25 protein-coding genes are annotated in these 23,779 nt (G+C 70.3%); 10 read left to right on the top strand and 15 right to left on the bottom strand.

Going from position 1 to position 23,779, the window contains the following annotated elements:
- Position 1: 1 nt before the first annotated feature.
- The 3 genes from ACGFX9_RS23310 to ACGFX9_RS23300 form a co-directional block, all read right to left on the bottom strand.
- A complete protein-coding gene (locus ACGFX9_RS23310) occupies positions 2-955 on the bottom strand; it encodes a carbohydrate ABC transporter permease (protein ID WP_393475077.1) in 954 nt (317 codons plus the stop codon).
- Positions 955-2,382, bottom strand: coding sequence for an extracellular solute-binding protein (locus ACGFX9_RS23305; protein ID WP_393475075.1), 1,428 nt, complete (start codon positions 2,380-2,382; stop codon positions 955-957). The genes ACGFX9_RS23310 and ACGFX9_RS23305 overlap by 1 nt, the downstream gene beginning before the upstream one ends.
- Before the next feature lie 203 nt (positions 2,383-2,585).
- Positions 2,586-3,605: a LacI family DNA-binding transcriptional regulator gene (locus ACGFX9_RS23300; RefSeq protein WP_393475072.1), complete on the bottom strand. Its 1,020-nt coding sequence runs from the start codon at positions 3,603-3,605 to the stop codon at positions 2,586-2,588.
- 212 nt (positions 3,606-3,817) lie between these two features.
- On the opposite strand from ACGFX9_RS23300, the gene ACGFX9_RS23295 reads away from it, so the two are divergent.
- Entirely contained in the window at positions 3,818-4,165 is a 348-nt protein-coding gene (locus tag ACGFX9_RS23295) for a hypothetical protein (protein WP_393475069.1), read from the top strand.
- Positions 4,166-4,198: 33 nt separating this feature from the next.
- On the opposite strand, the gene ACGFX9_RS23290 is transcribed toward ACGFX9_RS23295, so the two are convergent.
- The 3 genes from ACGFX9_RS23290 to ACGFX9_RS23280 form a co-directional block, all read right to left on the bottom strand.
- Positions 4,199-4,984, bottom strand: coding sequence for an SAM-dependent methyltransferase (locus ACGFX9_RS23290; RefSeq protein WP_393475066.1), 786 nt, complete (start codon positions 4,982-4,984; stop codon positions 4,199-4,201).
- Between the two features lie 140 nt (positions 4,985-5,124).
- A complete protein-coding gene (locus ACGFX9_RS23285) occupies positions 5,125-5,811 on the bottom strand; it encodes a ribonuclease H (RefSeq protein WP_393475063.1) in 687 nt (228 codons plus the stop codon).
- A 139-nt stretch (positions 5,812-5,950) separates the two neighbouring features.
- The gene (locus ACGFX9_RS23280; protein ID WP_393475060.1) at positions 5,951-6,577 is read right to left on the bottom strand and encodes a TetR family transcriptional regulator; all 627 of its coding nucleotides are present in this window, start codon (positions 6,575-6,577) and stop codon (positions 5,951-5,953) included.
- 79 nt (positions 6,578-6,656) lie between these two features.
- On the opposite strand from ACGFX9_RS23280, the gene ACGFX9_RS23275 reads away from it, so the two are divergent.
- Both ACGFX9_RS23275 and ACGFX9_RS23270 read left to right on the top strand, forming a co-directional pair.
- Complete coding sequence (locus tag ACGFX9_RS23275; protein WP_393475057.1) at positions 6,657-7,595, top strand: oxidoreductase; 939 nt, start codon at positions 6,657-6,659, stop codon at positions 7,593-7,595.
- Between the two features lie 294 nt (positions 7,596-7,889).
- Complete coding sequence (locus ACGFX9_RS23270) at positions 7,890-8,318, top strand: STAS domain-containing protein (RefSeq protein ID WP_393475054.1); 429 nt, start codon at positions 7,890-7,892, stop codon at positions 8,316-8,318.
- On the opposite strand, the gene ACGFX9_RS23265 is transcribed toward ACGFX9_RS23270, so the two are convergent.
- Entirely contained in the window at positions 8,300-8,542 is a 243-nt protein-coding gene (locus ACGFX9_RS23265; RefSeq protein ID WP_393475417.1) for a putative quinol monooxygenase, read from the bottom strand. The genes ACGFX9_RS23270 and ACGFX9_RS23265 overlap by 19 nt on opposite strands.
- Here ACGFX9_RS23265 and ACGFX9_RS23260 point away from each other — a divergent pair.
- Positions 8,483-8,761, top strand: a complete 279-nt coding sequence (locus tag ACGFX9_RS23260; RefSeq protein ID WP_393475051.1) for an ArsR/SmtB family transcription factor — start codon at positions 8,483-8,485, stop codon at positions 8,759-8,761. The genes ACGFX9_RS23265 and ACGFX9_RS23260 overlap by 60 nt on opposite strands.
- A 75-nt stretch (positions 8,762-8,836) precedes the next feature.
- On the opposite strand, the gene ACGFX9_RS23255 is transcribed toward ACGFX9_RS23260, so the two are convergent.
- Positions 8,837-10,105, bottom strand: a complete 1,269-nt coding sequence (locus tag ACGFX9_RS23255) for an aminotransferase (protein ID WP_393475048.1) — start codon at positions 10,103-10,105, stop codon at positions 8,837-8,839.
- Between the two features lie 340 nt (positions 10,106-10,445).
- Here ACGFX9_RS23255 and ACGFX9_RS23250 point away from each other — a divergent pair, with 340 nt between their 5' ends.
- The gene (locus tag ACGFX9_RS23250) at positions 10,446-10,850 is read left to right on the top strand and encodes a hypothetical protein (protein ID WP_393475045.1); all 405 of its coding nucleotides are present in this window, start codon (positions 10,446-10,448) and stop codon (positions 10,848-10,850) included.
- Positions 10,851-10,934: 84 nt separating this feature from the next.
- Positions 10,935-11,489 (top strand): DoxX family protein, encoded by a 555-nt coding sequence (locus tag ACGFX9_RS23245; RefSeq protein ID WP_393475042.1) that lies wholly within the window; start codon positions 10,935-10,937, stop codon positions 11,487-11,489.
- 12 nt (positions 11,490-11,501) lie between these two features.
- Here ACGFX9_RS23245 and ACGFX9_RS23240 read toward each other — a convergent pair whose 3' ends face one another.
- The 3 genes from ACGFX9_RS23240 to ACGFX9_RS23230 form a co-directional block, all read right to left on the bottom strand.
- Complete coding sequence (locus tag ACGFX9_RS23240; protein ID WP_393475040.1) at positions 11,502-13,163, bottom strand: ABC-F family ATP-binding cassette domain-containing protein; 1,662 nt, start codon at positions 13,161-13,163, stop codon at positions 11,502-11,504.
- Between the two features lie 314 nt (positions 13,164-13,477).
- Entirely contained in the window at positions 13,478-14,653 is a 1,176-nt protein-coding gene (locus tag ACGFX9_RS23235) for a damage-control phosphatase ARMT1 family protein (protein WP_393475037.1), read from the bottom strand.
- Between the two features lie 48 nt (positions 14,654-14,701).
- Positions 14,702-15,343 carry a helix-turn-helix domain-containing protein gene (locus tag ACGFX9_RS23230; RefSeq protein ID WP_393475415.1) on the bottom strand — a complete coding sequence of 214 codons (642 nt, stop codon included), beginning with the start codon at positions 15,341-15,343 and terminating at the stop codon, positions 14,702-14,704.
- A gap of 83 nt (positions 15,344-15,426) precedes the next feature.
- On the opposite strand from ACGFX9_RS23230, the gene ACGFX9_RS23225 reads away from it, so the two are divergent.
- Positions 15,427-16,092, top strand: a complete 666-nt coding sequence (locus tag ACGFX9_RS23225; protein WP_393475034.1) for a class I SAM-dependent methyltransferase — start codon at positions 15,427-15,429, stop codon at positions 16,090-16,092.
- Between the two features lie 53 nt (positions 16,093-16,145).
- Here ACGFX9_RS23225 and ACGFX9_RS23220 read toward each other — a convergent pair whose 3' ends face one another.
- The 3 genes from ACGFX9_RS23220 to ACGFX9_RS23210 all read right to left on the bottom strand — a co-directional run bounded on the left by ACGFX9_RS23220 (position 16,146) and on the right by ACGFX9_RS23210 (position 19,182).
- Positions 16,146-16,568 (bottom strand): ATP-binding protein, encoded by a 423-nt coding sequence (locus ACGFX9_RS23220; protein WP_393475031.1) that lies wholly within the window; start codon positions 16,566-16,568, stop codon positions 16,146-16,148.
- Entirely contained in the window at positions 16,568-17,446 is an 879-nt protein-coding gene (locus tag ACGFX9_RS23215; RefSeq protein ID WP_393475028.1) for an MEDS domain-containing protein, read from the bottom strand. The genes ACGFX9_RS23220 and ACGFX9_RS23215 overlap by 1 nt, the downstream gene beginning before the upstream one ends.
- A 227-nt stretch (positions 17,447-17,673) precedes the next feature.
- A complete protein-coding gene (locus ACGFX9_RS23210; RefSeq protein ID WP_393475025.1) occupies positions 17,674-19,182 on the bottom strand; it encodes an alpha/beta hydrolase in 1,509 nt (502 codons plus the stop codon).
- 212 nt (positions 19,183-19,394) lie between these two features.
- On the opposite strand from ACGFX9_RS23210, the gene ACGFX9_RS23205 reads away from it, so the two are divergent.
- A complete protein-coding gene (locus ACGFX9_RS23205) occupies positions 19,395-20,462 on the top strand; it encodes a YncE family protein (RefSeq protein WP_393475022.1) in 1,068 nt (355 codons plus the stop codon).
- A gap of 27 nt (positions 20,463-20,489) precedes the next feature.
- Here ACGFX9_RS23205 and ACGFX9_RS23200 read toward each other — a convergent pair whose 3' ends face one another.
- Positions 20,490-21,785 carry an MFS transporter gene (locus ACGFX9_RS23200; RefSeq protein ID WP_393475019.1) on the bottom strand — a complete coding sequence of 432 codons (1,296 nt, stop codon included), beginning with the start codon at positions 21,783-21,785 and terminating at the stop codon, positions 20,490-20,492.
- Between the two features lie 50 nt (positions 21,786-21,835).
- Between ACGFX9_RS23200 and ACGFX9_RS23195 the strand changes: the two genes are divergently transcribed.
- On the top strand, positions 21,836-23,200 hold the full coding sequence (locus ACGFX9_RS23195) for an aminotransferase class I/II-fold pyridoxal phosphate-dependent enzyme (RefSeq protein WP_393475016.1): 1,365 nt from the start codon (positions 21,836-21,838) through the stop codon (positions 23,198-23,200).
- Positions 23,201-23,225: 25 nt separating this feature from the next.
- Complete coding sequence (locus tag ACGFX9_RS23190; protein WP_393475414.1) at positions 23,226-23,774, top strand: GNAT family N-acetyltransferase; 549 nt, start codon at positions 23,226-23,228, stop codon at positions 23,772-23,774.
- The last annotated feature ends 5 nt before the right edge of the window (positions 23,775-23,779 follow it).

Raw genomic sequence — 23,779 nt, 5'->3', positions numbered from 1 at the left:
GCTAGTCTTCGCTGCCGGCGCGGCTGAGTCGCGCGTACGCGGCCGAGAAACCGGCGAGCAGTACGAGCAGGACCAGGCCGAGCGCGGCGGCGCTGCCGTAGTTGTTGAAGGTGAACGCGTACTGGTAGATGAGGTGGACGACGGTCAGCGTCGCGCCCTCGGGGCCCGCGCCGCCGGTGAGCAGGAACGGCTCCACGAAGACCTGCATGGTGGCGATGATCTGCAGGAGCAGCATCAGCGAGAGGATCAGCCGGGTCTGCGGGATGGTGACGTGCCAGATCCTGCGGAGGACCCCGGCACCGTCCAGCTCGGCCGCCTCGTACAGCTCCCCCGGGATGGACTGCAGCGCGGCCAGGTAGATCAGCGTCGCGCCGCCCATGTTCATCCAGGTGGCGGCGATGACGACGGAGATCATCGCGGTGTCGGTGCTCTGCAGCCAGTCCTGTCCCGGCAGTCCTACGGCTTCCAGGATGCGGTTGAAGAGGCCGTATCCGGGGTCGTAGAAGTACTTGAAGAGCAGGACGGATGCCACCGGTGGCAGCATCACCGGGAGGTAGACGAGCAGCCTCAAGTAGCCGCGACCGTGCCGGAATTCATTGAGTACGAGGGCGATGGCGAAGGGGACGGCGAAACCGAGGAGCAGCGCGAGCGCGGTGAACAGGAGGGTGTTGCGCCACGCCTGCCAGAAGGCCGGGTCGTTGAAGATGTAGGTGAGGTTGGACCAGCCCGCCCAGACCGTCTCGCCGTTCTCCGTCTTCTGGAAGGCCAGGATGAATTCCCTGACCATCGGATACCAGGAGAAGAGCGCGAAGCACAGGATGGCCCCGATCAGGAAGCCGTGCGCGGTCAGGTTGCGCTTGAGTGCCTGGCGGAACGCGGCGCGTTCGGGCCGGGCCCGGCCATCCGTCCGCGGGGACGGCCGGGTCTCGTTCTTGGGGAGGGTGGGTGCGGACATCACTGGTTGGCCAGGACCTGGTTGACCTGTTGTTCGGCGGTCTTGAGGAGCTTGTCCGCGTCGGCGTCCTTGTTGGTGAGCACGGCCGACATCAGGGTGTCGAGCACCTTGTAGATCTCCTGGGCCTTGGGCGGCTCGGCCTTGCCGGTGACCGGCTTGTCGGTGAAGGCCTTGAAGTTCTCCACGGGCATCGTCGAACTCGCCGCGCGGGCCTTGTCGTCCTTCGCCCTGCTGTCACCGGTCCAGAAGTTCGGCTGCGGCAGGCCCACCGGCAGTCCGTCGGCCTTGGAGCGGGCCCAGTCGAACTGGCCCTTGCCGACGGTGAGGAACTTGAAGTTGATCCAGGCGATCGCGGCCTTGATCTGGTCGGGCGAACTGCCCTTCTTGATCATGTAGTCGTTGCCGCCGAAGAGGGTCGCCTTCTGGCCGGGTATCGGGCCCATCCCGAAGTCGTCGTACTTCGCGCCGAGGTTCTGCACCATGTACGTGATGTCGTCGGGCGCGGCGAGGAACATGCCGAGCTTGTCGGCGGCCATCTGCTTCTGCAGGTCGCCCCACTTCAGGAGCTGGGTCTTGCCCATGCTGTCGTCGTCCCAGCGCATGGCCTTCAGGTTGTCGACCACCTGTTTGCCGGTGTCGTTGTTGAAGGCGGCCTTGGTGCCGTCCTCGTTCACGATGTCGCCGCCGAGACCGTAGGTGGTGGCGGTGAAGTGCCAGCCGCCGTTGTTGCCGGCGCTGTACTCGCCGAAGCCCGAGACGCCGTCGCCGAGTGCGGCGATCTTCTTGGCGGCCGTACGGACCTCCGCCCAGGTGGTCGGGGGCGAGTTGGGGTCGAGTCCGGCCTTCTCGAAGAGCTTGCGGTTGATCAGCAGGCCCATCGTGTAGTTGCTGTAGGGCAGGCCATAGAGCTTGCCGTCCTTCTTCAGGACGTCGAGGACGTTCGGATCCATGTCCTTCAGCGCCGGGACGGACTTGTCGTTGACGTACGCGCTGATGTCCTGGGCGCCGTCGTTGTCCATGACCTGCTGAAGGTCGGTGAAGTAGGTGTAGAAGACGTCCGGTTGGGACTTCGCCTTCAGCATCGCCGTGAAGCGGGGAGGCTCCAGGCAGGGGTCGGTCTGCTTCCCCTTGATCGTGACGTTCGGATACTTCGCGCTGAACGCCTTGACGTCCTCCTTCCACTGCTTGAGCTCGGCCTTCTCGGCGGCCGGCGGCATGCAGTCGATGGTGAGCGTCACCTTGGCCTTCGGGTCCAGCGGGGCGGCGGCGTTGGCCGCGTTGCCGCTGTTGTCCCCGTCGGAGTCACCGTCGTCGCTGCTGCTGGTGCCGCAGGCGGCGAGGGCAGTGAGGGCGAGCGCGGAGGCGACGGCGACGGTTGCCGTACGGCGGCGGATACGTGAGAGGTACGGCATTCCGGAGCTGCTCATCGGTGGACCCCTTTGGACAGTGCCACCTGCCCGGGTGGGCAGGGACGGCATGGCAGGAGCAGGAAGCCCACAGCTGCGCGGACTGTGTGGCGGCGCTCACTCAAGCACCGTCCACAGACCAGCGCAATATCTCGCGCGATGATTGCAATAAATTGACAGCAGGGCGGCAGCAGTCACCTACCGCAGCCGACCGACCCGGCTCTCTACCCCTGCGAGGGCCGCGGCGGCTGTCCGGTCGAGCTGCGCACCACCAACTCCGGCTCGAAGAGCAGCTCTTCCGTGGGCACGGCGCTTCCCCCGATCTGCAGGGTGAGCAGCTCGACCGCGGCGCGGCCCATGGCCTCGATGGGCTGGCGCACCGTGGTCAGCGGGGGTTCGGTGCAGGTCATGAACGCCGAGTCGTCATAGCCGACCACCGAGACATCGTGCGGGACGCCGAATCCGCGACGGCGCGCGGCGCGGATCGCGCCGAGGGCGAGGGGGTCGCTGGCGCAGACGATGCCGGTGACGCCGGCGTCCAAGAGGCGCGCGGCGGCGGCCTGACCGCCCTCGATCGAGAACATCCCACGTACGACGTGTTCATCGGGCAGCTCGGTGCCCGCCTTCTCGGCGATGGCGCGGGCGGCGGCGAGCTTGCGCTGCGATGGCATGTGGTCGGCGGGGCCGAGCACCAGGCCGATGCGGCGGTGGCCGAGCGAGGAGAGGTGACGCCAGGCCTGCTCGACGGCGACCGCGTCGTCGCAGGAGACGGCGGGGAAACCGAGCCTCTCGATGGCCGCGTTGACGAGAACCACCGGGATCTTGCGCGCCGCGAGCCGCTTGTAGTGCCCGTGCGGGGCGTCCGCCTGCGCGTAAAGCCCCCCGGCGAAGACGACACCGGACACCTGCTGTTGCAGCAGCAACTCGACGTAGTCGGCCTCGGAGACCCCGCCCTTGGTCTGCGTGCACAGCACGGGGGTCAGCCCCTGCTGGGCGAGCGCTCCGCCGATCACCTCCGCGAACGCCGGGAAGATCGGGTTCTGCAGCTCGGGCAGGACGAGACCGACGAGCCTGGCCCGCTCCCCGCGCAGCTGGGTCGGCCGTTCGTACCCCAGCACGTCCAGGGCGGAGAGCACGGACTGCCGGGTCGCCTCGGACACCCCGGGCTTGTTGTTGAGCACCCGGCTGACCGTGGCCTCACTGACCCCGACCTTCCGAGCCACTTGAGCAAGTCGTCGCGTCATGCACGCAAGAATAGTGCAATTCTTGCGTTCTGTTTGCGTGCTTGCTGAATCCTCTTGACCGAGGCCGAGCGGGGCCGAACGGGGCCGAACGGGTGAAGGCGGATCGTTTTGGCGCCGACTCTCCGTGGATTCAGGTATCACCGCTGGTGAGGCCGGGAATGCCGCATTCCGTTCAACCGCCGTAACCAGCTCACCAGGTAAGGAATCCCTCCATGCGCCTTCGTCACTCACTGGCCGCCGCGGCCGGCGCCGCCGTACTGATCCTCACCGTGCCCGGCTCCGCGTACGCCGCCGAGGGCGACTTCAGCTATACGTACATCGACAGCAGCGGCGACGAGGAGCAGGCCACGCTGCACGACCCGGCGAACGGGGAGTGCATCACGCTCGCCGAGGCGGCCCAGGAGTACACCCAACCGCCCGCGCACTCCCCCAGGAACCGCACCGACGCCTTCGCGACGGTGTTCACCAACGCGGACTGCTCCGGCGACAACTTCATGTTGCGGCCCTCCACCGGGGGCGCGGGCGAGCGGTTGCAGCTCCGGTCGGTCGTGTTCTCCTGACCGTCCCCTGACTCGCGGTGCCCGCGTCAGGCCTCAGGGGACGCGGGCGACCGCCACATAGAAGCCGCTCAACTCGGAGTCGGGGACAGGCGAGTCCTTGTACCAGTGCGTCGCCGTCACCAGGCCGGGATCGACAAGATCAAGCCCTTCGAAGAAGGGCTCGACCTCCGCGCGAGAACGCATCCTCAACGGCACCTGGCCCTTCTTGTAGGTGTCGGTGACGGAATCCGCGAGCTCCGGGTGCTCATCGGTGGTGCCGTGGGACAGCACCAGATAGCTGCCGGAGGGCAGAGCGTTCACCAGGGTGCGCGTGAGGCCGTAGGGGTCCTCCTCGTCGGTGATGAAGTGCATCAGCGCGATGAGGGAGAGTGCGATCGGCCGGTCGAAGTCCAGCAGCTCCCGGGCGTGGTCGAGGATCGCTCCAGGCCTACGTACGTCCGCCTGCACATAGTCCGTGGCGCCTTCCGGGCTGCTGACCAGCAACGCTTCGGCGTGCCGCAGCACGATGGGGTCGTTGTCCGCGTACACGACCCGGGAACTCGGCGCGATCGCCTGGACGATCTGGTGGAGGTTCGGCGCGGTGGGGATGCCCGTGCCGATGTCGAGGAACTGGGTGACACCGTTGTCGGCAAGCCAGGCGGCGGCGCGGTGCATGAACGCCCGGTTCCGCGCCGCGTTCGCGCGCGCCTCGGCCGGCAGCTTCTCGCCCATCGCCTGATCAACCAGGTAGTTGTCCTTGCCGCCCAGAAGCCAGTCGTAGACACGCGCCGGGTGCGGCTTGCTGGTGTCGATGAGGACGTCGGCGTCTTCTGCGGTCATCCGTGGCTCCAGTACGTGTCCGTCCGGGGCCGTACGCGGCGAGCAGGGTGCGCCCGGCCCCGGTCTGCAAGGATCTTCTGAGCGTACAGGCCAATTGTGCTGGCTGGTGAGGTAGTTCGAGGCGGCGAGCGCCACGGGAATCAGGCGTCCCGGCACTCCACGTGTCCCCAGCCGTGCGCGTTCTTCGCGATCTTCTCTCCGGCGGCATAGGGCTTCTGGCAGTGGCAGCGGCCGGGGAACTTGGCCTTGATGACCGCGGTCGAGGACCCCTTGGCCGCCTTACCGGTGGAGCTCTTGCGCGGCCGGGCCGCGGCCGGGGCCGTCATGCGCTCGGGCCGCGGCTCCGGGATCGTCAGCGCCCCGTGCGCGGTGCCCGCGGGCTGCTGCGTCGTGGCGGCGTCGCTGGCCGCGACGTCGGCGATCGCGTTGAGGTGGTCGCCGTCCACCTGGTGGGCGGCCACGTGCCGGAAGGTCACCGCGCGGCCCTGCAGAAGCGCGTCGATGCGTACGACGAGTTCCTTGTTGGCGACCGGCTTCTTCGCCGCGGTCAGCCAGCCGTTCCGCTTCCAGGACGCGATCCACTTGGTGACGGCGTTCATCGCGTACTGGCTGTCCATCCGGACCTCCAGCGGAAGTCCCGGGTCCGTGGACTCCAACAGCTCGGCGAGCGCGGTCAGTTCGGCCACGTTGTTGGTCGTGTCGCCGAGCGGCCCGGCCTCCCAGCGCTGCGGGCGCTCGTCGGCGTCGGCGACCACCCAGGCCCAGGCGGCGGGGCCAGGATTCTTCTTCGCGGCTCCGTCACAGGCGGCGATGATCAAGTCAGACATCCCTCGATGATGCCAGCCGAGGCCCGGCAGGGACGCCACCGCCCCTCCGCATCGGCCCGCGGAGCCAAGCGCCCCTCAGAGCCCCGCACCTCTTCAGGGCGTGGCCGGACCGCAGCGAACCTCACCGCGACGCGACCGCTCAGTGCCGCTCGGCGTCCAGCGCCGGTGCGATGACGGCGAAGGCCCGGTCGGTCAGCTCGGCGGGATCCTCCGCGCCGTCACTGTCGCTCCACCGCTGCAGCACGGCGTCGAAGGCGGTCAGCGCCATCCCGGCGGCCAGCCGCGGATACATCTCACTGTCCGCGTCGAGCCCCAGGCGGTGCGCCACCTCCCCCGTCAGATCGTCGCGCCACTGCGCCTGCCGCTCAAGGAAGCGTGCGCGCAGGGCCGGGGTGCGCAGAATCAGCCGCACCACGGGCAACACCCGCTCGGCGTGGTCGCCGCAGGCGGCGAGGGGAACCCACACGGCGTGCCGCAGCGCCACGGATGGCCGCTCCATGGCGGGGCGGGCCGTCAGCTCCGCGTGGATGCCGGTTCCCATGTCGGCAAGGAACTGGACGACCACGTCCTCCTTCGACGCGAAGTACCGGAAGAACGTCCGCCGCGAGACCCCGGCGCTGGTCACGATCTCGTCGATGGTGACCGCGTCGAACCCCTTCTGGGCGAGGAGTTGCAGCGCCGCTTCGGTCAACTCGTTCGAGACGAGCCGCCGTTTGCGCTCGGCCATGGTCACTTCGGGGCGGGAACTCACGGGGCCAGGATACATGCGCGCCCGCTACACACTGCCTCCCGTGGCACTCAGGATCTTCTTGACACTGAGTGCCACGGGCGACAACATATGCCGCATGACGCAGCAACAGCGCTGGACAGCCGACCAGATCCCGGACCAGACCAAGCGGGTGTTCGTCGTCACCGGAGCCAACAGCGGCCTCGGTCTCGCGACCACCAGGGCGCTGGCCGCCCGGGGCGGGCACGTGATCCTCGCGGTACGCGACGAGGCCAAGGGGCGCCGGGCGGTCACGGAGATCACCGCCGAACACCCGGCCGCCGACCTCGAAGTGCGCCGTCTCGACCTGGCCGACCTCGACTCGGTACGGGGCTTCGCCGACGACCTGCGCGCCGACCATCCGCGGCTCGACGTACTCATCAACAACGCGGGCGTGATGGCGCCGCCTCGTACGCTGAGCGCCCAGGGCCACGAGTCGCAGTTCGCCTGCAATCACCTCGGCCACTTCGCGCTCACGGGCCTGCTGCTCGACCTGCTGGCCGCCGGGAGCGACCCGCGTGTGGTGACGGTGAGTTCGGTCAACCACCGGCAGGGGAAGCTCCACTTCGACGACCTGAACGGCGAGAACGGCTACAAGCCGATGGGCTTCTACAACCAGTCCAAGCTCGCCAACGCCGTCTTCGGCCAGGAACTGCACCGAAGGCTCGCCGAGTCCGGCAGTCCGGTACGCAGCGTGCTCGCCCACCCCGGCTACACCGCCACCAACCTCCAGATGGGCGCCCCCATCGGCCTGTGGCGAGTGGTCCTCGGCCGCATCGGCAATCCGCTCTTCGCCCAGAGCCCGGCGAACGGCGCACTGTCACAGCTGTACGCGGCGACCGAACCGACGCTGGAGGGCGGCGAGTTCATCGGCCCGGGCGGCCTGGCCGAGCTGCGCGGCGCACCGGGGAAGGCCCGGCTCTCCCCCACGGCGACGGATCCGGGGACCGGCCGCCGCTTGTGGGAGGTGTCGGAGCGGCTGACCGGCGTACGGTTCGCGTTCCCGACGCCTGTCTAGAGACCCGCGGATGCGGCGCAGATGATCCGCTGATCCGCGGGACTCACCGCGCGACGGGCCGGACCGCCCGGCGTCCCGGGAGAGGGGCATCAGGGCCTCGTCCGGGATGTCGATGCCGAAATGCCGGCGGTCCGGTTCGACCCGCGAAGCCTGGGCACTCAGGAATTGGCCGACGTGCTGGAGGAGAGCCATCGGCTCCCGCGACCGCGGCTGGTCGACTTGAAGGCCTTTCGCGGCGGGACCACACCGCAGCGCTACGCAACGGCCTTCCGTTCGATGCCAGAGGGAGGCCCAGTGTCGACGCGGAACCAACGCCTGACCATCAACGAGCTCGCGAGTTGCGGCGAATGCGCCGTGCTCCGCGTGAGCGGTGCGCTCGACGCGAGCGGCGAGACGTACTTCCTGCGCACGCTCGGCGGGTCCGTCCTCGCGGGCCATCGTCACCTGGTGCTCGATGTGACGGCCCTGGTGTTCTGCGATTCCCGTGGGCTCAACTGCCTGCTGGGGGTGCGGTGGTTGCTGCGGCGCCGCGAGGGTCGGCTTCTCCTCGCGGGAGCCGGCCGCCATCTCGAAAAGCTCCTTGCGCTGACCGGCAGCACGGAGTTCTTCCCCCGCTACCCCACCGTGGGCCAGGCCCTGCTGTCCTTGCCGCGGGCCCACCGTCCCGCGTGGCCGCCTACTGCCTCACCGCCTTCGGCCTCGCCTCAGGCGGCGGACCCGTAAGGGCTGTGCATGGTGAGGAAGCGGATGGCGAGGTCGGACTCCAGGTAATCCATCCGCGTCTCCCAGAAGGCTCGCATGTGCGGCAGGGCAAGATGCGCGTCGAGGTCGGCCTGGGAGCGCCAGGCCTCGTAGAAGACGAAGACGCCGGGCTCGTTCCGGTCCTCGTGGAAGTGGTACTCCAGGCAACCGGGCTCCTCCCGCGTCGGCTCGACGAACGAGAGCAGAAGCTCTTTCAGTTCGGCGGCACGGCACGGACATGCAGCTCGTTCGCGCTGCCGGTCTCCAAGGCGACCGTCACGCACCACTTCCGCGCACTGCGCGAGGCCGGGCTGATCCAGCAGGTCGCCCGTGGCAACAGCCGGATGGCAAGCCTGCGCCGGGCGGATCTGGAGCGGCGGTTTCCCGGGCTCCTGGGCATTGTGGCGGCCGAGCCGGAGGAGTGATGCCGCAGAAGTGATGCCCGTACCGATGACGGCTGCCGTCATCGGTACGGGCATCACCCGCCACTCTGTCCTGGACTAGCCGACCCGCTGCTCGTACCCCACGAGCCGCACGCACGTGGTGAGCCCCTTGATGGCCTGTTCGAGCTCCGCGAGGCTCGGGTAGCTGGGCGCGATCCGGATGGTCGCGTCGCGCGGGTCATTGCCGTACGGGTGGGTCGCGCCGGCCGGGGTCAGCACGATGCCCGCCTCGGCGGCACGGCGTACGACCTCCTTGGCGCAGCCCTCGGCCACTTCGAGGGTGACGAAGTAACCGCCCTTGGGGTCGGTCCACCGGGCGAGCCCGGTACCACCGAGCTCCGCCTCCAGGATCCGGGCCACGGCCTCGAACTTCGGCTGGAGCAGGGCGCGCTGGCGCTCCATGTGGGCCCGCACCCCGTCGGCGTCCCGCAGGAACAGCACGTGCCGCAGCTGGTTGATCTTGTCCGGGCCGATCGACCGCTTGGCGTTGTTGGCGAGGAGCCACTTCACGTTCGCGGGCGATGAGCCGAAGAAGGCGACACCGGCACCCGCCGCCGTGATCTTCGAGGTGGAGCCGAAGACGAAGGCGCGGTCCTCGTTCCCCGCCTCCGCGCAGGCGCCGAGCAGGTCGGCGATCTCGACGGGCTGGTCGGTGAGGTGGTGGGCGGCGTACGCGTTGTCCCAGAAGATCCGGAAATCGGGCGCCGCGGCCTGCATCGAGGCAAGGCGCGCCACGGTCGCGTCGCTGTAGCAGACCCCGTCCGGGTTGCTGTACTTCGGGACGCACCAGATGCCCTTGACCGCCGGGTTCTCGGCGACGAGCCGCTCCACGACGTCCATGTCCGGGCCCTCGGCGGTCATCGGCACCGGGATCATGTCGATCCCGAACCGCTGACAGAGCGCGAAGTGCCGGTCGTAACCCGGAACCGGGCACAGGAACGCGATCCGCTCCTGCTCGACCCAGCGCGACTCGGCCCCCGGCACCACGCTCAGCAGGGCGTGCACGAGGCAGTCGTGCATCAGCTCAAGGCTGGAGTTGCCGAGCGCGAGCAGCTGCCCGGCCGGCACCTGCAGCACATCGGCGAAGATCTCCCGGAGCTCCACCAATCCCTGCAGACCGCCGTAGTTGCGTACGTCGGTGCCGTCGGCGGAGGTGTACCGCCCGCCCGGCAGGCTCAGCAGCTCCTCGGAGAGGTCCAGCTGCTCGGGGGCCGGCTTTCCGCGCGTGAGGTCGAGCGAGAGCCCTCGTCCCGCGAGCTCCTCGTAGTCCTGGCGGGCCCGCTCGAGGAGACCGGTCAGGGCGTCGGGGCTCAGCTCGGTGGTCATGGTGTGTCCTTACGTTGTCGGCGCTGCCTGCCGAGGATACAAAGCGCCCGGCACAGGCCGTGCCGTCATCCATTCCTCGGGATCGCGGGGAGGGGCGGGGCGGAGGTCACGCCGCCGGAACCGGCCGACGTCGCAGCCCGCCGCCGCTCGTCTCCCCTGCCCAGTGCCACGGAAAGCATGTGACCAGGCGGGACGTGATCAATCCTGCTGGCGTGCGCCTGCCCTGCTGCCTTCCTGCCTGGGCTCAGGGCCCGCGGCCGGGAGCTGCTGTCTGCGCACCGGGAGCTGCCCGGCAACAACCTCACGCGCGCTCCCGCCCCTGCCCTACCATCGGTCGGACATGGCCACACGGGAGACGCGACCCCAGGGCGGTGCGACATGCACGGCTCTCCTCGCCATGGCCTTCCTCTTCCTCGTGCCCTTGCTCGGCATCGAAGTTCCCTCCGGCACCGCTGCCGCGACGGCATCCCAAGACCGCGGCGCGGCCACGGTCGTCCTCGGGCCGTACGCCGACAGCCGTGACGCGGTGCGAGAGGGGGCACGCGACGGCGGCCGTGGCTGTCACGAGGGTGGGAGCAGGGCCCCGGGCGGGGTGTTGCCCGCTCCCGAGCGCACCGGCTCGGCCGCCTTCGTCCCGGCCCCGGCGCCGTACGCACCGCGGGAGGACGTCCCCGCACTGCCCGGGGCGTCTCCCGCGGACGCGACCTCCGTGGACCTCTACAGAACCCAGGTCATCAGAACGTAGACGGGATCTCTCCACCCGCATCCCCGCCGACAGGACCGGTCGGCAGCACCACGTCACCTTCACCGATCCACAGGAGAGATCCGCATGTCCATTTCCACGCGTACGCCCACCGCCTCCCCGGAGGGCGACACCTCCCCTCTCGCCTCCTCGCGGTCCGGCACCGACATCGGGCTCCTGCTGCTGCGCTGCGCGATCGGCCTGACGATGGCCGTCCACGGCGGCCAGAAGCTCTTCGGCTGGTTCAACGGCGCCGGCCTCGACGGCACCGCCGGGTTCTTCGCGAGCGACGGCTACTCGGCCCCGAAGACGATGGCCACGGTCGCCGGGCTCACCGAGACGCTCGGCGGCCTCGGCCTCGCCGTCGGTCTGCTCACCCCGCTCGCCGGGGCGGGCGTCGTCGGCGTCATGCTCAACGCCATCGCCATGAAGTGGGGCAACGGCTTCTTCAACCCCAGCGGCATCGAGTACGACCTGGTCCTGCTCGCGGGTGCCGTGAGCCTGGCCCTCGCCGGACCCGGCAGGCTCGCCCTTGACCACCTCCTGCCGGTCCCGCGCGGGCACCGCCTCTCCCACGGCATCGCGGCCGTGGCACTCGGCGCCGTCTCGGCGGCCGTCGTCCTGGTGGCCCTGCACGACTGACCGCACGGAGCCTCAGCCGGTGGAAGGCGCCTGGAGGAGGTCGCGGACCTCCTCCAGGGTCGTCTCCTCGAGTTCCTCCGCCACGAACACCCAGCGGGTGACGCCGACCGATTCCAGGAAGGCCAGGTCGTGGCCGGCGATCAGGAGGGCGCCCTCGTACGACTGGAGGGCGCCTTTCAGTTGGCGCACACTGGCCAGGTCGAGGTTGTTGGTCGGCTCGTCCAGCATCAGCAGTTGGGGGGCGGGAGCGGCGAGCATCACCGCCGCCAGCGCGGCGCGGAAGCGTTCGCCGCCCGAGAGGGTGCCCGCCGGCTGCTCTGCGCGTGCCCCCTTGAAGAGGAAGCGCGCGAGCTGGGACCGGATGTGGTTGTCGGTGAGACCGGGAGCCAGCCGGGCCACGTTCGCCGCGACGCTCAGCTCCTCGTCGAGGACGTCCAGGCGCTGCGGCAGGAACCGCAGCGGCACGGACGTCTTGACCTCGCCGGACAGTGGGGCCAACTCGCCGGTGAGGGTGCGCAGCAGCGTCGTCTTCCCGGCGCCGTTGCGTCCGACGAGAGCGATCCGTTCGGGCCCCCGCACATGCAGGCTGCCCTCGCGGAGCTTGCCGTACCGCGGGCGCAGCTCGTCCAGGGTCAGCACGGTGCGGCCCGCGGGCACGGCGGTGTGCGGGAGGCTGACGCGGATCTCGGCGTCGTCGCGGATGGCGTCCGCGGCCTCCTCGCGCCGCTCGCGCGCTTCGCTGAGCCGATCCTCCTGCAGCCCGCGGAGCTTGTCCCCCGACTCCTGCGCGGACCGCTTCTTCTCGCCCGCGACGATGCGCGGGGCGCGCCGCTGGGCGTCCATCTTCTTGCTGTGGCGCCGGCGGCGGGCCACCTTCACCTGCGCCTCCTCCAGTTCCCGCTTCTGGCGGCGTACGTCCGCCTCCGCTGACCGCAGCATCCGCCCTGCCGCTTCCTGCTCGGTGGCCAGCGCTTCCTCGTAGGCGGACCAGCCGCCGCCGTACCAGCTCACCGATCCGGCGCGCAGTTCGGCGATGCGGTCGACGCGCTCAAGGAGTTCGAGGTCGTGGCTGACCACGACCAGGACTCCGCTGCGCCAGGAGTCGACCGCTTCGTAGAGCCTGCGGCGTGCGAACAGGTCGAGGTTGTTGGTCGGTTCGTCGAGGAGGAGGACGTCCGGGCGTTCGAGGAGCAGCGCGGCCAGGCGCAGCAGAACGGTCTCCCCGCCGGACAACTGCCCCACGGTGCGGTCGAGTTCGACGTCGCCGAGCCCGAGCGAACCGAGGGTAGCCAGGGCTCGTTCCTCGACGTCCCAGTCGTCGCCGATCGTCTCGAAGTGCTGTTCGCGTACGTCACCGGATTCGATGGCCCGCAGCGCGGCGCGCCGTTCGGCGATGCCCAGGGCCGCCTCGACGCGCAGGGTCGTGTCGAGGGTGATGTTCTGCGGCAGGTAGGCGAGGCTGCCGCCGACGGTCACCGACCCCTGGGACGGGCGGAGCCGACCGGCGAGGAGGCGCAGCAGCGTGGACTTGCCGGTGCCGTTGGTACCGACGAGTCCGGTGCGGCCCCGGCCGAAGCCGAGGGAAAGGCCGTCGAAGACGCTCGTGCCGTCCGGCCACTGGAAGGACAGGGCGGAGCAGGTCAGCGAGGCCGCGGGTGTGGTGGGTGTGGACATGGTGATTCTCGCAGTCGTAAGCGCAGTGATCGGGGGGCTTCGTATGCGAGCACCACGCGGCGACCGAGCCGGAATAGGGGTGCGGCTGTCCGGAAGAAAGAGGGACGGCTCATGCACCGAGGTCGCATCCACGCGGGGTCACGGGCGGCACGGCAAGGCCGGCTGCGGCGTGACGGGCGTACGGCGAGGGCCGTACGGCGCGATGATCGCGAACCTCAGATGCGCAACGTCCACCTCTATCGGAGACAACAGGACGTTGAAAACGATAACGAGGAGGGAAGTGAAAGGCAAAGGACTTTCGCGCGGACTCCCTGTCACCGCCGCGTCTGGATCAAGGCGTGGGTGCCGCTTGTCTTCCAGGCGTGGCCGTGTGCGGCGACGAGTTTCGCCTCGGTCCGCTCGTCGAGTCCCACGATCACGTCGGACTTCAGCGTCCGCAGCGCGGCCACGGGTCCCGGGAAGTACGCGGTGCGTTCGGCGAACGGCGTGGTGGCGGGCCACAGTTGGTCGCCGACCAGGCGCCGGTAGTTCAGGTCGCCCTTCACGACGGTCACGTCGGCGTCGGCGAAGTCCTGGCGCAGGTCGTCGGGCATCTCCGCGTACGGCAGAGGGGCGCACGAGAAGGCGTGGCTACGCAGCGTGAGACGCCCGGTACCCATGGCCGACCACAGGCGCTCGCCCACCTCTGCCGCGGCGCCCCGCGCGCCGCTCAGACGGCGCAGGCAGTCGACGACGTCGGCGGTCATGGCATCCGAGACGTAGTACGGGTACGGCTTGACGTGCAGGACGGCTCGCCCGGCGCGCTGATGGCGCAGGAGGTGGTCGATGAGGATGAGGTCGGGCAGGAGTTCACGCCCTGCGTTGTCCGCGACCAGGCAGAGCGTGGCCGCACCGCGCTCGGGCAGCAGCGACCACAGCGCCTCGGAGTCGTCGGCGACGAGGCGGGCGTCGACGGCATCGGCTGCGTCGCCGTGTGCGGCGATGCTGAAGCCCAGGTCCGCGCGGTTGCCCCACAGCGAGCCGAGGAGCAGCGCCTGGCCTTGCTCGTCGACGGGCCGCCGGGCGAGCGGGTCAAGGGCGGCAAGCTCCTCGTCGGCCTCCGCGGTGTGGAGTTCCGCCTGCTTGAACGGCCGGAACGGGTCGATCCCCTGCCAGGGACCGGGCTCGAAGTATCCGACGGCGGACAGGAGTTGGCGGTAGAAGTAGCTCTCCGCCCACAGGAAGGGGACATCGAACCAGGACATGCCGAAGTAGTCGCGCCCCCACTCCTCCCACTGATGCCGGTCGTGCGCGCCGGGGCCCAGCGGTTCGATGACGCCCTCGGTGGCCTGCTTCAGGAGGGCGTCGAGCGCGCGATGCTCTCGGGGGCCGTAGGGGAAGGCGTCACGTACCTTCTTGATGAGCGCGGGGTGTCGTTCGGCGAGCACGCTTCTCGGGAAAGAACCGGGTTCGTTGCTCAGGATGACGGGCGCGGCGGCTGCTTCTTCCATGGCGTGCTGATCCTTAGGGTCGGTACTCGCATACTGTCGCGTTCCAGGTCATCCCCCGCTGCTCGACCCGTCTTCGCGTTCGCCTCCGCCTCCGCCTGGTCTGGCGCGTACGTGCATGCGCTCGCCCTGGGGCCCGTACAGGGCGAGGAACTCGACGGGGTGATCGCCCGCGTTGGCGAGGCCGTGGGGGGTGCGGGTGTCGAACTCGGCGGCTTCGCCCGCGGTGAGGACGAGGTCGTGGTCGCCCAGGGCGAGCAGCAGGCGCCCGGAGAGGACATAGAGCCATTCGTAGCCCTCGTGCATGCCTTGCTCGGGGCGCGTGGCGGGCCGGTCGGTCTTGGTGACCTTGGTGACCGGCAGGACCTGCTTGTAGGCGTGCATGCCGCCGAGGTGCCTGGTCAGGGGGATCCAGGTGTGGCCGTGGCGCATGAACGGCCGCGGATGGATGCGCGGGTCGCCGGTCTGCGGTGCTCCGACGAGTTCGTCGAGCGGTACGCCGTACGCCTTGGCCAGCGGCAGGAGGAGCTTCAGGGTCGGCTCGCGCTGTCCGGCCTCCAGGCGGGAGAGCGTGCTGAGGGAGATCCCCGTCTCCTCGCTGAGCCGGGCCAGGGTGCCGCCCCGGGCCTTGCGCAGCGCCCGCAGCCGGGGGCCGACGGAGGTCAGCACCTGCGTGAGGTCGTAGTCGCTCATCCCTCCATTTGCCATGGCGGCAAATATCTTTGTCAAGCCGCCGTGGCCGGGCGCAGGGTGGGCGCTGAGCAGAAGGAGCCCACATGAGCGACCAGAGCACCACCCACGCCGACCACGCCACCGGCACGGCCTCCGCGTCCGCCGAGGCGTTCTGGGACGAGCGCTACAACCAGAGCGGCCGTCTGTGGAGCGGCGAGCCCAACGCCGCACTCGTCCGTGAGACCGAGCACCTGACACCGGGCACCGCCCTTGACCTGGGGTGCGGAGAGGGGGGCGACGCGATCTGGCTGGCCCGGCAGGGCTGGCGCGTCACCGCCACCGACATCTCCCGCGTCGCGCTGGACCGCGCGGCCGAGCACGCGGCCCAGGCGCAGGTCGCCGACCGCGTCGACTGGCAGCACCACGATCTCGGTACGTCCTTCCCGGCCGGCACCTACGACCTGGTCTCCGCCCAGTTCCTGCACTCCCTGCACGAGATGCCGCGCGAGCGGATCCTGCGCGACGCCGCCGCGGCCGTCACGCCGGGCGGCATCCTGCTGATCGTCGGCCACATGGGCTTCCCCGCCGAGGAGACCGAGCCGCACCCCGACGTGGACTTCCCCAGCCCCCAGAAGGTCCTGGCATCGCTCGACCTGCCGGCCGGAGAGTGGGACGTACTGGTCTGCGACACCCATGAACACCAGTGGACGAGCCCCGATGGCAGGCCGTCCACGCGGACCAACTACACCGTCGAACTGCGGCGCCGGTGACGGGAGAACGGCGCGCCCCCAGGCGTGGGCGCGCGCCTCACGGGTGACTGCCGCTACAGGGGCAGTCGCACGGTCAGGGTCACCCTCGATCCGCCGGGCCCCGCGTCGATGGTCAGCTCGTCCGTGAGCATCTCGGCGAGCCACAGCCCGCGACCGCCTCCATGACCTTCGAGTCCGGGAGCCAGCGTAGGGATGACGCTGGAGCTGAAGCCCGGGCCCCGGTCATGGATATGGCAGGACAGCTGGCCGTTGACGCGCTGCAGGACGAGCGTGCCGCTGCCGCCCGCGTGCTCGATGGCGTTGACCGCGACGGCGTCCAGGGCCACGATGAACTCGCCTCGGCGCAGTTCGGGCAGCCCTTGGTGACCGGCGTACTGCTCGACGAGCATCCGCAGCCTGGGCAGGTCGTCCTGGGTGAAGCGGGATTCCAGCAGGGTGACGGGCGGGACCTCGGGGTGCCCTGGCGTAGTCGTCATCAGTGCTCCACCTCGCTGATGACGAGGTCCGGCACCTGGTCCGCGCCTGCTTGCCGCAGTATGCGGGCCGGGGTCGGTGGACAGTGGACCTGGACCGGGCCGTGCGCATGGGTGAGGACCAGCCGCAGCAGGTCGAACGCGCAGGCGACGCCGAGGAAGATGAGGCCGGACAGGTCCACGACCAGAAGCCTGGAATCCTCGCTGCGCCTGAGCGCCTCACGCACGGCGCCGATGAACTGCTCCCTGGTGGCCAGGTCCGCCTCGCCGGCCAACTGCACCATGCCCTCCGTCTGTTCCGCGTGCAGGGCGCCCAGACGGGGCAGCAGCCGGCAGGGGTGGGCCTGGTGCATGGCCTCCAGGACCGCGGGCTCGAACCAGCGGCAGTCGTAGGCGCAGATCTCGGTGTAGGGGCGGCCGGTGAAGAGATGCTCGGCGTGGGACTCACGGTGCATCATCACCCCGACATCGGCGTCCAGGTCCCCCACCCAGTGCATGTCGATATAGGTGCGCAGCCCGCTGTAGCCCTCGGCCAGGGCGCGGTCGGTCTCCTCGGTGATGCGCTCCCACTGCCGTTGCGGGGTGAACCCGTCCTGGGGGTGGATGAGGGCGCGCATGCTGCTGAGCACAAGCTGACCGTGCTCGCGAGCGGCGCCGATCAGGGCACCCGGGGCGTCAAGCCGGTTCCAGACCTCGTCCTCGTCCAGGTCCGGAGCGGCGAAGACCATCACCTTCTCCTTCTTCACCAGCCCCGCCCATGCGAAGGCGGACACCACGTCACGGCCCGCATCGTCGTCGGCGTAGCTGACGAACGCGTGGTCGCCCGGCCGGAGGTTCTGGACCGGGATCGTGCCGACCGATGCCGAGCCGGCAGCCGCCATCTCTCACCTCCAGGGCCAAAGGGCCCGACGGGAACAAGTGCGGGCCACACGGTAGCGGCCCGTACCGCACGTTGGAGCATCTCCGCGCAAAGCGACAGGAAGCTGACTCAGCGGCCGCTCATGGTGATCGAGAGTGCTTGTGGATGTTCAACTCGATGCCTGTTCTGTTCACCGGATTCGGCCCTCATGCGCTCCTTCAGGCTGTCGGTCACCATTGCTGCCGTGACCTACCCGACCCCCGAAGTGCCCCCCATGTCGCAGTAGGTGTCCCGGCCGGGCCGTTCCCCCGTCGCCAAGTAGTGGGAGACAGTTCGGTCGCCGCACGCGTTGCCGTTGGCGAGGTAGGCGTCGTGGCCGGTGGAGTCGACCGTGACCATGGTGGCGCGCTTGCCCAGCGCGTCGCGGAGCTTCAGGGCGCCGCTCAGCGGGGTCGCCGGGTCGCGTTCGTTCTGGACGAGGAGGATGTTCGACGGGCCCCGGTCGGTGATGCGTACCGGAGCTTCCTTCGGCCGGTGGGGCCAGGCAGCACACAGCAGCGCGTTCCTCGGCATCCCCGCGGTCAGCGGGTACGCGGCCCGGCTCTCGGCGACCCCCTTCTCGTACGCCGCTGCCGACCTGGGCCACTCGATGTCGTTGCAGAGGACCGCGGAGCCCACCGCGACGGCGTTCTGCAGCACCGACTCCGGCGGTGCCGGCGGCGCGGGCGGGACCGTGCCCTTCTGGGCGGCCAGGATCAGCTTGGCCAGGTCGGGGAAGGCGTCGGGGTCGTAGAGCGTGTTGAGCAGGGTCTGGCGCAGTACGTTGCCGTTGAGCTCGGCGGGGTTGGCGCCGGGCCAGGCGATCGGCTCGCGGTCGAGTTCGGCGGCAAGCCGCAGGAAGAGCGGGCGCACCTCGGCCGCCGTCCGGGCCAGGCGGTCCGGATTGCCGGGCGCCGAGGCCCACTTGGCGAATTCCGGGAAGGTGTCCTCGACCCCTCTCTCGTGCGCGCCGATCCAGCCGCGGGAGACCGTGGTGTGGTCGGGATCGTCGTTGCTGTCCAGGACGACGCGGTCGGTGCGGTGCGGGAACAGCTGCCCGTAGACCGCGCCGACGTACGTCCCGTACGAGACGGCCCACGCGGAGACCTTCCGTTCGCCGAGCGCCGCCCGGACGCGGTCGATGTCGCGGGCCTCGTTGACGGTGCTGATGTGGCGGACGAGGTCGCCGCCGTTGCGTGCGCAGGCGTCCGACATCCGCTGCGCCGTCGCCATGTTGCCGGCGATGGAACCGTCGGCGGCTGGCCAGGGGCGCAGTCTCGACGTGGCGAGGTCGGCGTGTTCGAAGCCGCAGTCGGCCCGGGTCGAGCGGCCGAGGCCCCGGGGGTCGAAGCCGATCAGGTCGTAGGCGTCCCGGACCGCCTGCGGCAACTTCTGACCCTTGCCCGAGGGGTTGTCGATGCCGCTGCCGCCGGGCCCGCCGGGGATGAGGAGCAGTGCGCCGCGGCGTGCTTCGGGGTTCTCGCTGGGGATGCGGGAGACGGCGATGCCGATCTGCTTGCCCTTGGGGTCGGCGTAGTCCATGGGGACTTCTACGGTCGCGCACTGCTGGCGGGGGTCGACCCCCTTGCCCTCGCACTGCTTCCAGTCGAGGGACGGGGGAGCCGAGAGGGGCGCGGCCGTCGCGGCCAGGGGCGCGGTGAGGCTGAGGACCGCCGCGGAGGCCGCGAGTAGGGCCGCGTTTCGCTTGATCTTCGTCATGTGGAAGATCCTCGTCGAACCTTCCAGGCCGCCACATCCCGCCAACTGGCCTATGCGGTCTGGGGTTTACCCCCGTCGTTCCCCTAGGGGACGCGGGGGCGACTGTGGCGGGCGCCACACAATTGACGGTATGTTACTTAGGTAAGCCTAAGCTAAGTTGTGAAGCGATCGCCTCTCCCCAGGGGCGCCTCTGTCAAGGAGATCGACGCAGCATGACCTCACTCACCCGCCGTATCCGTCGTACCGCCGCAGTCGCCGTGGCCCTCGCCGCGGGCAGCGCGCTGACCGTGACCGGCACCGCGACCGCGCAGCCCGGTCAGCACTCCGGCAAAGCGTCCGGCTCGACCGTCGAGTCCGCGCCGCTCGTGAAGGGGCTCTACCAGTCCGCGTACTCCGAGCGGAACCACGTACTGTGGGCCACCTCCTCGGTGGGCCGTCCTCCGGTCACCAACTCCAGCCTGCTGAAGGTCGATCCGCGCACCCTGAAGGTCAAGGCGAGCTACACACCGCCGACCACCGACGCCGGGACCGGCGCCGTCGAGGCCGTCTACGGAGTCGCCGTCGACGACGAGCACAACACCGTCTGGACGACGAACACCCGCGACAACTCCGTCGCCGTGTACGACCAGCGCACCGGCAAGCACCTCGCCTCACTGCCCGGCGTGAACCACGCCCGCGAGGTCGTCGTGGACACCAGGCACAACCTCGCCTGGGCGAGCAGCTTCGGCGACGGCACCGTCGTCGCCTTCGACACCCGCACCTTCAAGGAGAAGAAGCGCGTCACGGTCGAGGGGTCGAGCCCCGCAGGCCTCGCGGTGAACGAGCGGACCGGCGCCACGTACGCCGCCGACCTCGCGGGCGACCAGATCATCGAGATCACCCCGAAAAGCGAGAGCCCCCGCCTCATCCCGACCGGCGACGGACCGATCTCGGTCGCGCTCTCCAAGGACGGCCGCACCGCCTACACCGCGGACCAGGCCGCCGGCGGGCTCTCCGTCGTCGACCTGGCCAAGGGCACCGTCACGAAGTCCGTCGCGACCGGCGCGGGCGCCCTGTCCGTCGCCACCGACCGGCGTTCGGGCCGCGTCCTGGTCGCCAACCGGACCCCCGGCAACGTCACCGTCGTCGACCCCGTCAAGGGCGCGGTCGTCGAGACCCTGACCACCGGCGCCAACCCCAACCACGTCGGCGTGGCGGGCGGCACGGCGTACGTGGTCGACAAGTCCGGCACCGGACCCGAGGGCCAGGACCAGGCGCACCGCATCCGCCTCGGCCGCTGAGGCCACGTCCCGCCCGGGCGTTGACCGCTACGAAGCGGTGCGCCGGCCGCGACGGGTCGGCGCACCGCGCGGGTGCGCCGGTCCGCCCTGCCGGGGCAGTCGCCTTCGTACGAGACGGCTCTGCGCCACGACGGTCGCGATCACCCCCGCGCCGAGCAGCGGCCACGCCAGGTGGCCCGCGGCGATCACGGCCGTGACCAGGAGCGGTCCCCCGCTGCGCTGGGCGGACGAGGACAGACCGTGCACTCCGAGGTAGGCGCCTTGGGCGTCGTCGGGGGCGAGCGCGATGGACAGTTCCCAGGACGCGATCGCGTGGAGTATCTCCGCGAAGGTGAAGGCGATCGCCGCGACCGTGAGGGCGGCGACGGCGAGCCCGGTGCCGCCGGCCACCGACGCCGTCATGGCGGCGCAGCCGATGACGAAGCAGGCGGCGAGGGGCACAAGAAGTGCACGCGCCTTGTCCGGGGTGCGGCCGAAGCGGGAGAGCGGGACCTGGCAGCAGACGACCAGGACGCAGTTGAGGACCATGAGCAGCGGCGCGAGACCGTGCGGGGCGTCGGTGGCGTGGACGATCCAGAGGGGCATACCGACCTGGAGCACCGCGTCGTCGAGGAAGAGTGCCGCCTCGGTGGCGGTGAAGAGCAGGTAGGGGCGGTCGCGCCAGGGACTGGACGGCCGGGTCGCGGCGGCGGCGACCGTCGAGTCGGTGACCACCCGGGACGGGGAGGGCGGTTCGGCACAGCGCAGGGTGAGGAGCGCGGCGGCGACGAAGCTGACGACGTTGCCGACGAGCAGCGCCTGGTAGGCGTGGGTGGTGCCGACGGCGAGGGCGAGCGCGCCGGCCAGGCCGCCGATGGCCCAGCCCGCGTTGGAGACGGTGCGCTGCACGGCCTGGTACTTGGTTCGGTCCGGGCCCGCGATACGGGCGGCGTACAGCTTGGTGAGGACGTTGGCACCGCGGTCGGCGAGACTGCTGACGGCCGAGTACAGCAGGAGCAGCGAGAAGCTGTCCGTCGTGAGCAGCGCCAACAGGGCCACGGCTTGCTGGAGTTGGGCTCCGATGAGGACGCGGGTGACGGGGAACCGGTCGGCGAGATGGCCCGCGAGCGGCGCGCCCGCGATGCCGACGGCACCCGAGACGCCCATGAGTACGCCGACTTCGGTGACGGAGAGCCCGGTGACCAGAGTGAAGTAGAGGGCGGCCGCCCCCATCCAGAGACCGGTCCCCGCCTTGTTGATCAGGGCGATCCAGAGCATGCGTCGGCCGTCGAGGCCCCCTGGTATGCGTGCGTACAGCGCGGCCCGACCGCGGCTTGGGCTCACCGCTCCCCCTTGGCTTGACTGGTCTTTTGTATCGGTACATAATGTGTTACGTGGCAGCACAATATGCGATCAGTGGCACGACCGCCAAGGGCATTACCTCGTCGGTCGAACAAGCCGTGGCCGAGGGCGCTTTGGAGCCGGGCGAAGCGCTGCCTCCCGTGCGCAGGCTCGCCGATGAACTCGGCGTCGGCGCCGGGACAGTGGCGACGGCCTACAAGGAACTCCGGCAGCGCGGCATCGTGGTGACCCGCGGGCGCGGCGGAACCGTCGTGGCGCGGACGCCGGCCGTCGGGTCACGCAGGCCGCCGAAGGTGCCGCAGGGGGTGCGCGATCTGGCGGGCGGGCATCCGGACCCGGCGCTGTTGCCAGTACTGCTGCCGCCCGAGCGGGTGGACCCCGTCAACGGTTCGCACCGCGCGTCGCCGCGCCTCGCGGGCCTTGAGGAGCTGGCCCGGCGGTGGTTCGCGCGGGACGGGGTGCCGGACGCGCATGTGACCTTCGCCCATGGGGCACTGGACTGCATGGCGCGGCTCCTGTCGGTCGAGCTGAAGCCGGGCGACGCGGTGGCCGTGGAGGACCCCGGCTTCCACCATCTCCTCGACCTCGTACCGGCGTTGGGGCTGCGTATGGTGCCGGTGGCGGTGGACGACGAGGGCATCAGGCCTGAGGCGCTGCGCGGTGCGCTGCGCGCGGGGGCCAGGGCCGTGGTGTGCAGCCCGCGGGGGCAGAACCCGGTGGGCGGCTGCTTCTCACAGGAGCGGCGGAACGCACTGCTCGATGTCCTAGGCGGCTTTCCCGAGGTGCTGGTCGTCGAGGACGACCACAACGCCGAGATCGCGGGAGCCGCCGCGCACTCTCCGGCGTCTCCGGCTTCTCTGCCGCCTCTGTCACCTCTGCCGTCTCTGGCGACCGGCAGGCTTGGGCGCTGGGCCCAAGTGCGCACGGTGTCCAAGCATCTGGGCATCGACCTGCGATGGGCGGCACTCGCGTGCGACGCCACCACGCTGGCCAGGCACGAAGGGCGGATGCTGCTCACTTCGGGGTGGGTGAGCCACGTACTGCAGGAGACGATCGAGCGTACGATGACCGATCCCGCCGCGCTGGCGCTGGTGGGCCGCGCCGGGCGTATCTACGCCGAGCGGCGCAAGACGCTGATCGAGGAGCTCGCGCGGCGCGGGATTCCGGCGCACGGGGCGAGCGGCCTGAACGTATGGGTGCCGGTGCGGGACGAGTCCGCTGTGGTCAACGGGCTGCGCTCGTGCGGGTGGTGGGTGGCAGCGGGCGCGCGGTTCCGCATCGCCACACCGACCGCCGTACGGATTACGACGGCCACGCTGGAGGCGGCGGACGCGGCGCGGCTCGCCGACGATTTCACCGCGGTGCTCGGTGAGTCCGAGGCTACGTACGGAGGTTGAGGTGGAAACCCTGCGAGGTGACCCGATGATCAGCTGGCGTCGACTCGACGAACCGGACTTCCCCTTGCTGCGGCGATGGCTGGAGCAGCCGCACGTAGCGCGCTGGTGGAACCACGAGACCTCACCCGAGGCGGTGGCGCGCGACTTCGGCCCGGCGGCGCGCGGAGAGGAGCCGTCGGAGGACCTGCTCATGCTGCTGGACGGCGAACCCTTCGGCCTCGTCCAGCGCTACCGCTTCGCCGACTACCCGGAATACGCCGCCGAGTTGGCGGGCCAGTTCGAGGTACCCGAAGGGGCCATGTCCATCGACTACCTGATCGGGGACCCGCCGCTGGTCGGCCGGGGGCTCGGCACGCGCATGATCCAGGCGGTCGTCCAGGCCACCTGGCCGGACCATCCCGAAGCCACCACGGTCCTCGTCCCCGTACACGCGGGCAATCTCGCGTCCTGGCGGACGCTGGAGAAGGCGGGCCTGCGGCGGGTCGCCGAGGTGTCACTGGCCCCCGACAACCCCATCGACGACCGCGCCCACCACCTCTACCGGATCGACCGCCCGGCGGCGGGCGGGCGCTGACCCGG

This window comes from Streptomyces sp. NPDC048436, assembly GCF_043200355.1.
Classification (GTDB): domain Bacteria; phylum Actinomycetota; class Actinomycetes; order Streptomycetales; family Streptomycetaceae; genus Streptomyces.
This window is presented reverse-complemented; position numbering and strand designations above follow the sequence as displayed.

What these genes read in the sequence shown, in the direction of transcription:
- ACGFX9_RS23280 (WP_393475060.1), bottom strand. Translation starts at nt 6,577, where the DNA reads ATGTATCCTGGCCCCGTGAGTTCCCGCCCCGAAGTGACCATGGCCGAG.
- ACGFX9_RS23310 (WP_393475077.1), bottom strand. Translation starts at nt 955, where the DNA reads ATGTCCGCACCCACCCTCCCCAAGAACGAGACCCGGCCGTCCCCGCGG.
- ACGFX9_RS23240 (WP_393475040.1), bottom strand. Translation starts at nt 13,163, where the DNA reads ATGTCCACACCCACCACACCCGCGGCCTCGCTGACCTGCTCCGCCCTG.
- ACGFX9_RS23290 (WP_393475066.1), bottom strand. Translation starts at nt 4,984, where the DNA reads ATGACCGCAGAAGACGCCGACGTCCTCATCGACACCAGCAAGCCGCAC.
- ACGFX9_RS23205 (WP_393475022.1), top strand. Translation starts at nt 19,395, where the DNA reads ATGACCTCACTCACCCGCCGTATCCGTCGTACCGCCGCAGTCGCCGTG.
- ACGFX9_RS23235 (WP_393475037.1), bottom strand. Translation starts at nt 14,653, where the DNA reads ATGGAAGAAGCAGCCGCCGCGCCCGTCATCCTGAGCAACGAACCCGGT.
- ACGFX9_RS23250 (WP_393475045.1), top strand. Translation starts at nt 10,446, where the DNA reads ATGGCCACACGGGAGACGCGACCCCAGGGCGGTGCGACATGCACGGCT.
- ACGFX9_RS23210 (WP_393475025.1), bottom strand. Translation starts at nt 19,182, where the DNA reads ATGACGAAGATCAAGCGAAACGCGGCCCTACTCGCGGCCTCCGCGGCG.
- ACGFX9_RS23225 (WP_393475034.1), top strand. Translation starts at nt 15,427, where the DNA reads ATGAGCGACCAGAGCACCACCCACGCCGACCACGCCACCGGCACGGCC.
- ACGFX9_RS23295 (WP_393475069.1), top strand. Translation starts at nt 3,818, where the DNA reads ATGCGCCTTCGTCACTCACTGGCCGCCGCGGCCGGCGCCGCCGTACTG.
- ACGFX9_RS23275 (WP_393475057.1), top strand. Translation starts at nt 6,657, where the DNA reads ATGACGCAGCAACAGCGCTGGACAGCCGACCAGATCCCGGACCAGACC.
- ACGFX9_RS23255 (WP_393475048.1), bottom strand. Translation starts at nt 10,105, where the DNA reads ATGACCACCGAGCTGAGCCCCGACGCCCTGACCGGTCTCCTCGAGCGG.
- ACGFX9_RS23305 (WP_393475075.1), bottom strand. Translation starts at nt 2,382, where the DNA reads ATGAGCAGCTCCGGAATGCCGTACCTCTCACGTATCCGCCGCCGTACG.
- ACGFX9_RS23285 (WP_393475063.1), bottom strand. Translation starts at nt 5,811, where the DNA reads ATGTCTGACTTGATCATCGCCGCCTGTGACGGAGCCGCGAAGAAGAAT.
- ACGFX9_RS23230 (WP_393475415.1), bottom strand. Translation starts at nt 15,343, where the DNA reads ATGAGCGACTACGACCTCACGCAGGTGCTGACCTCCGTCGGCCCCCGG.
- ACGFX9_RS23220 (WP_393475031.1), bottom strand. Translation starts at nt 16,568, where the DNA reads ATGACGACTACGCCAGGGCACCCCGAGGTCCCGCCCGTCACCCTGCTG.
- ACGFX9_RS23215 (WP_393475028.1), bottom strand. Translation starts at nt 17,446, where the DNA reads ATGGCGGCTGCCGGCTCGGCATCGGTCGGCACGATCCCGGTCCAGAAC.
- ACGFX9_RS23300 (WP_393475072.1), bottom strand. Translation starts at nt 3,605, where the DNA reads ATGACGCGACGACTTGCTCAAGTGGCTCGGAAGGTCGGGGTCAGTGAG.
- ACGFX9_RS23245 (WP_393475042.1), top strand. Translation starts at nt 10,935, where the DNA reads ATGTCCATTTCCACGCGTACGCCCACCGCCTCCCCGGAGGGCGACACC.
- ACGFX9_RS23190 (WP_393475414.1), top strand. Translation starts at nt 23,226, where the DNA reads ATGATCAGCTGGCGTCGACTCGACGAACCGGACTTCCCCTTGCTGCGG.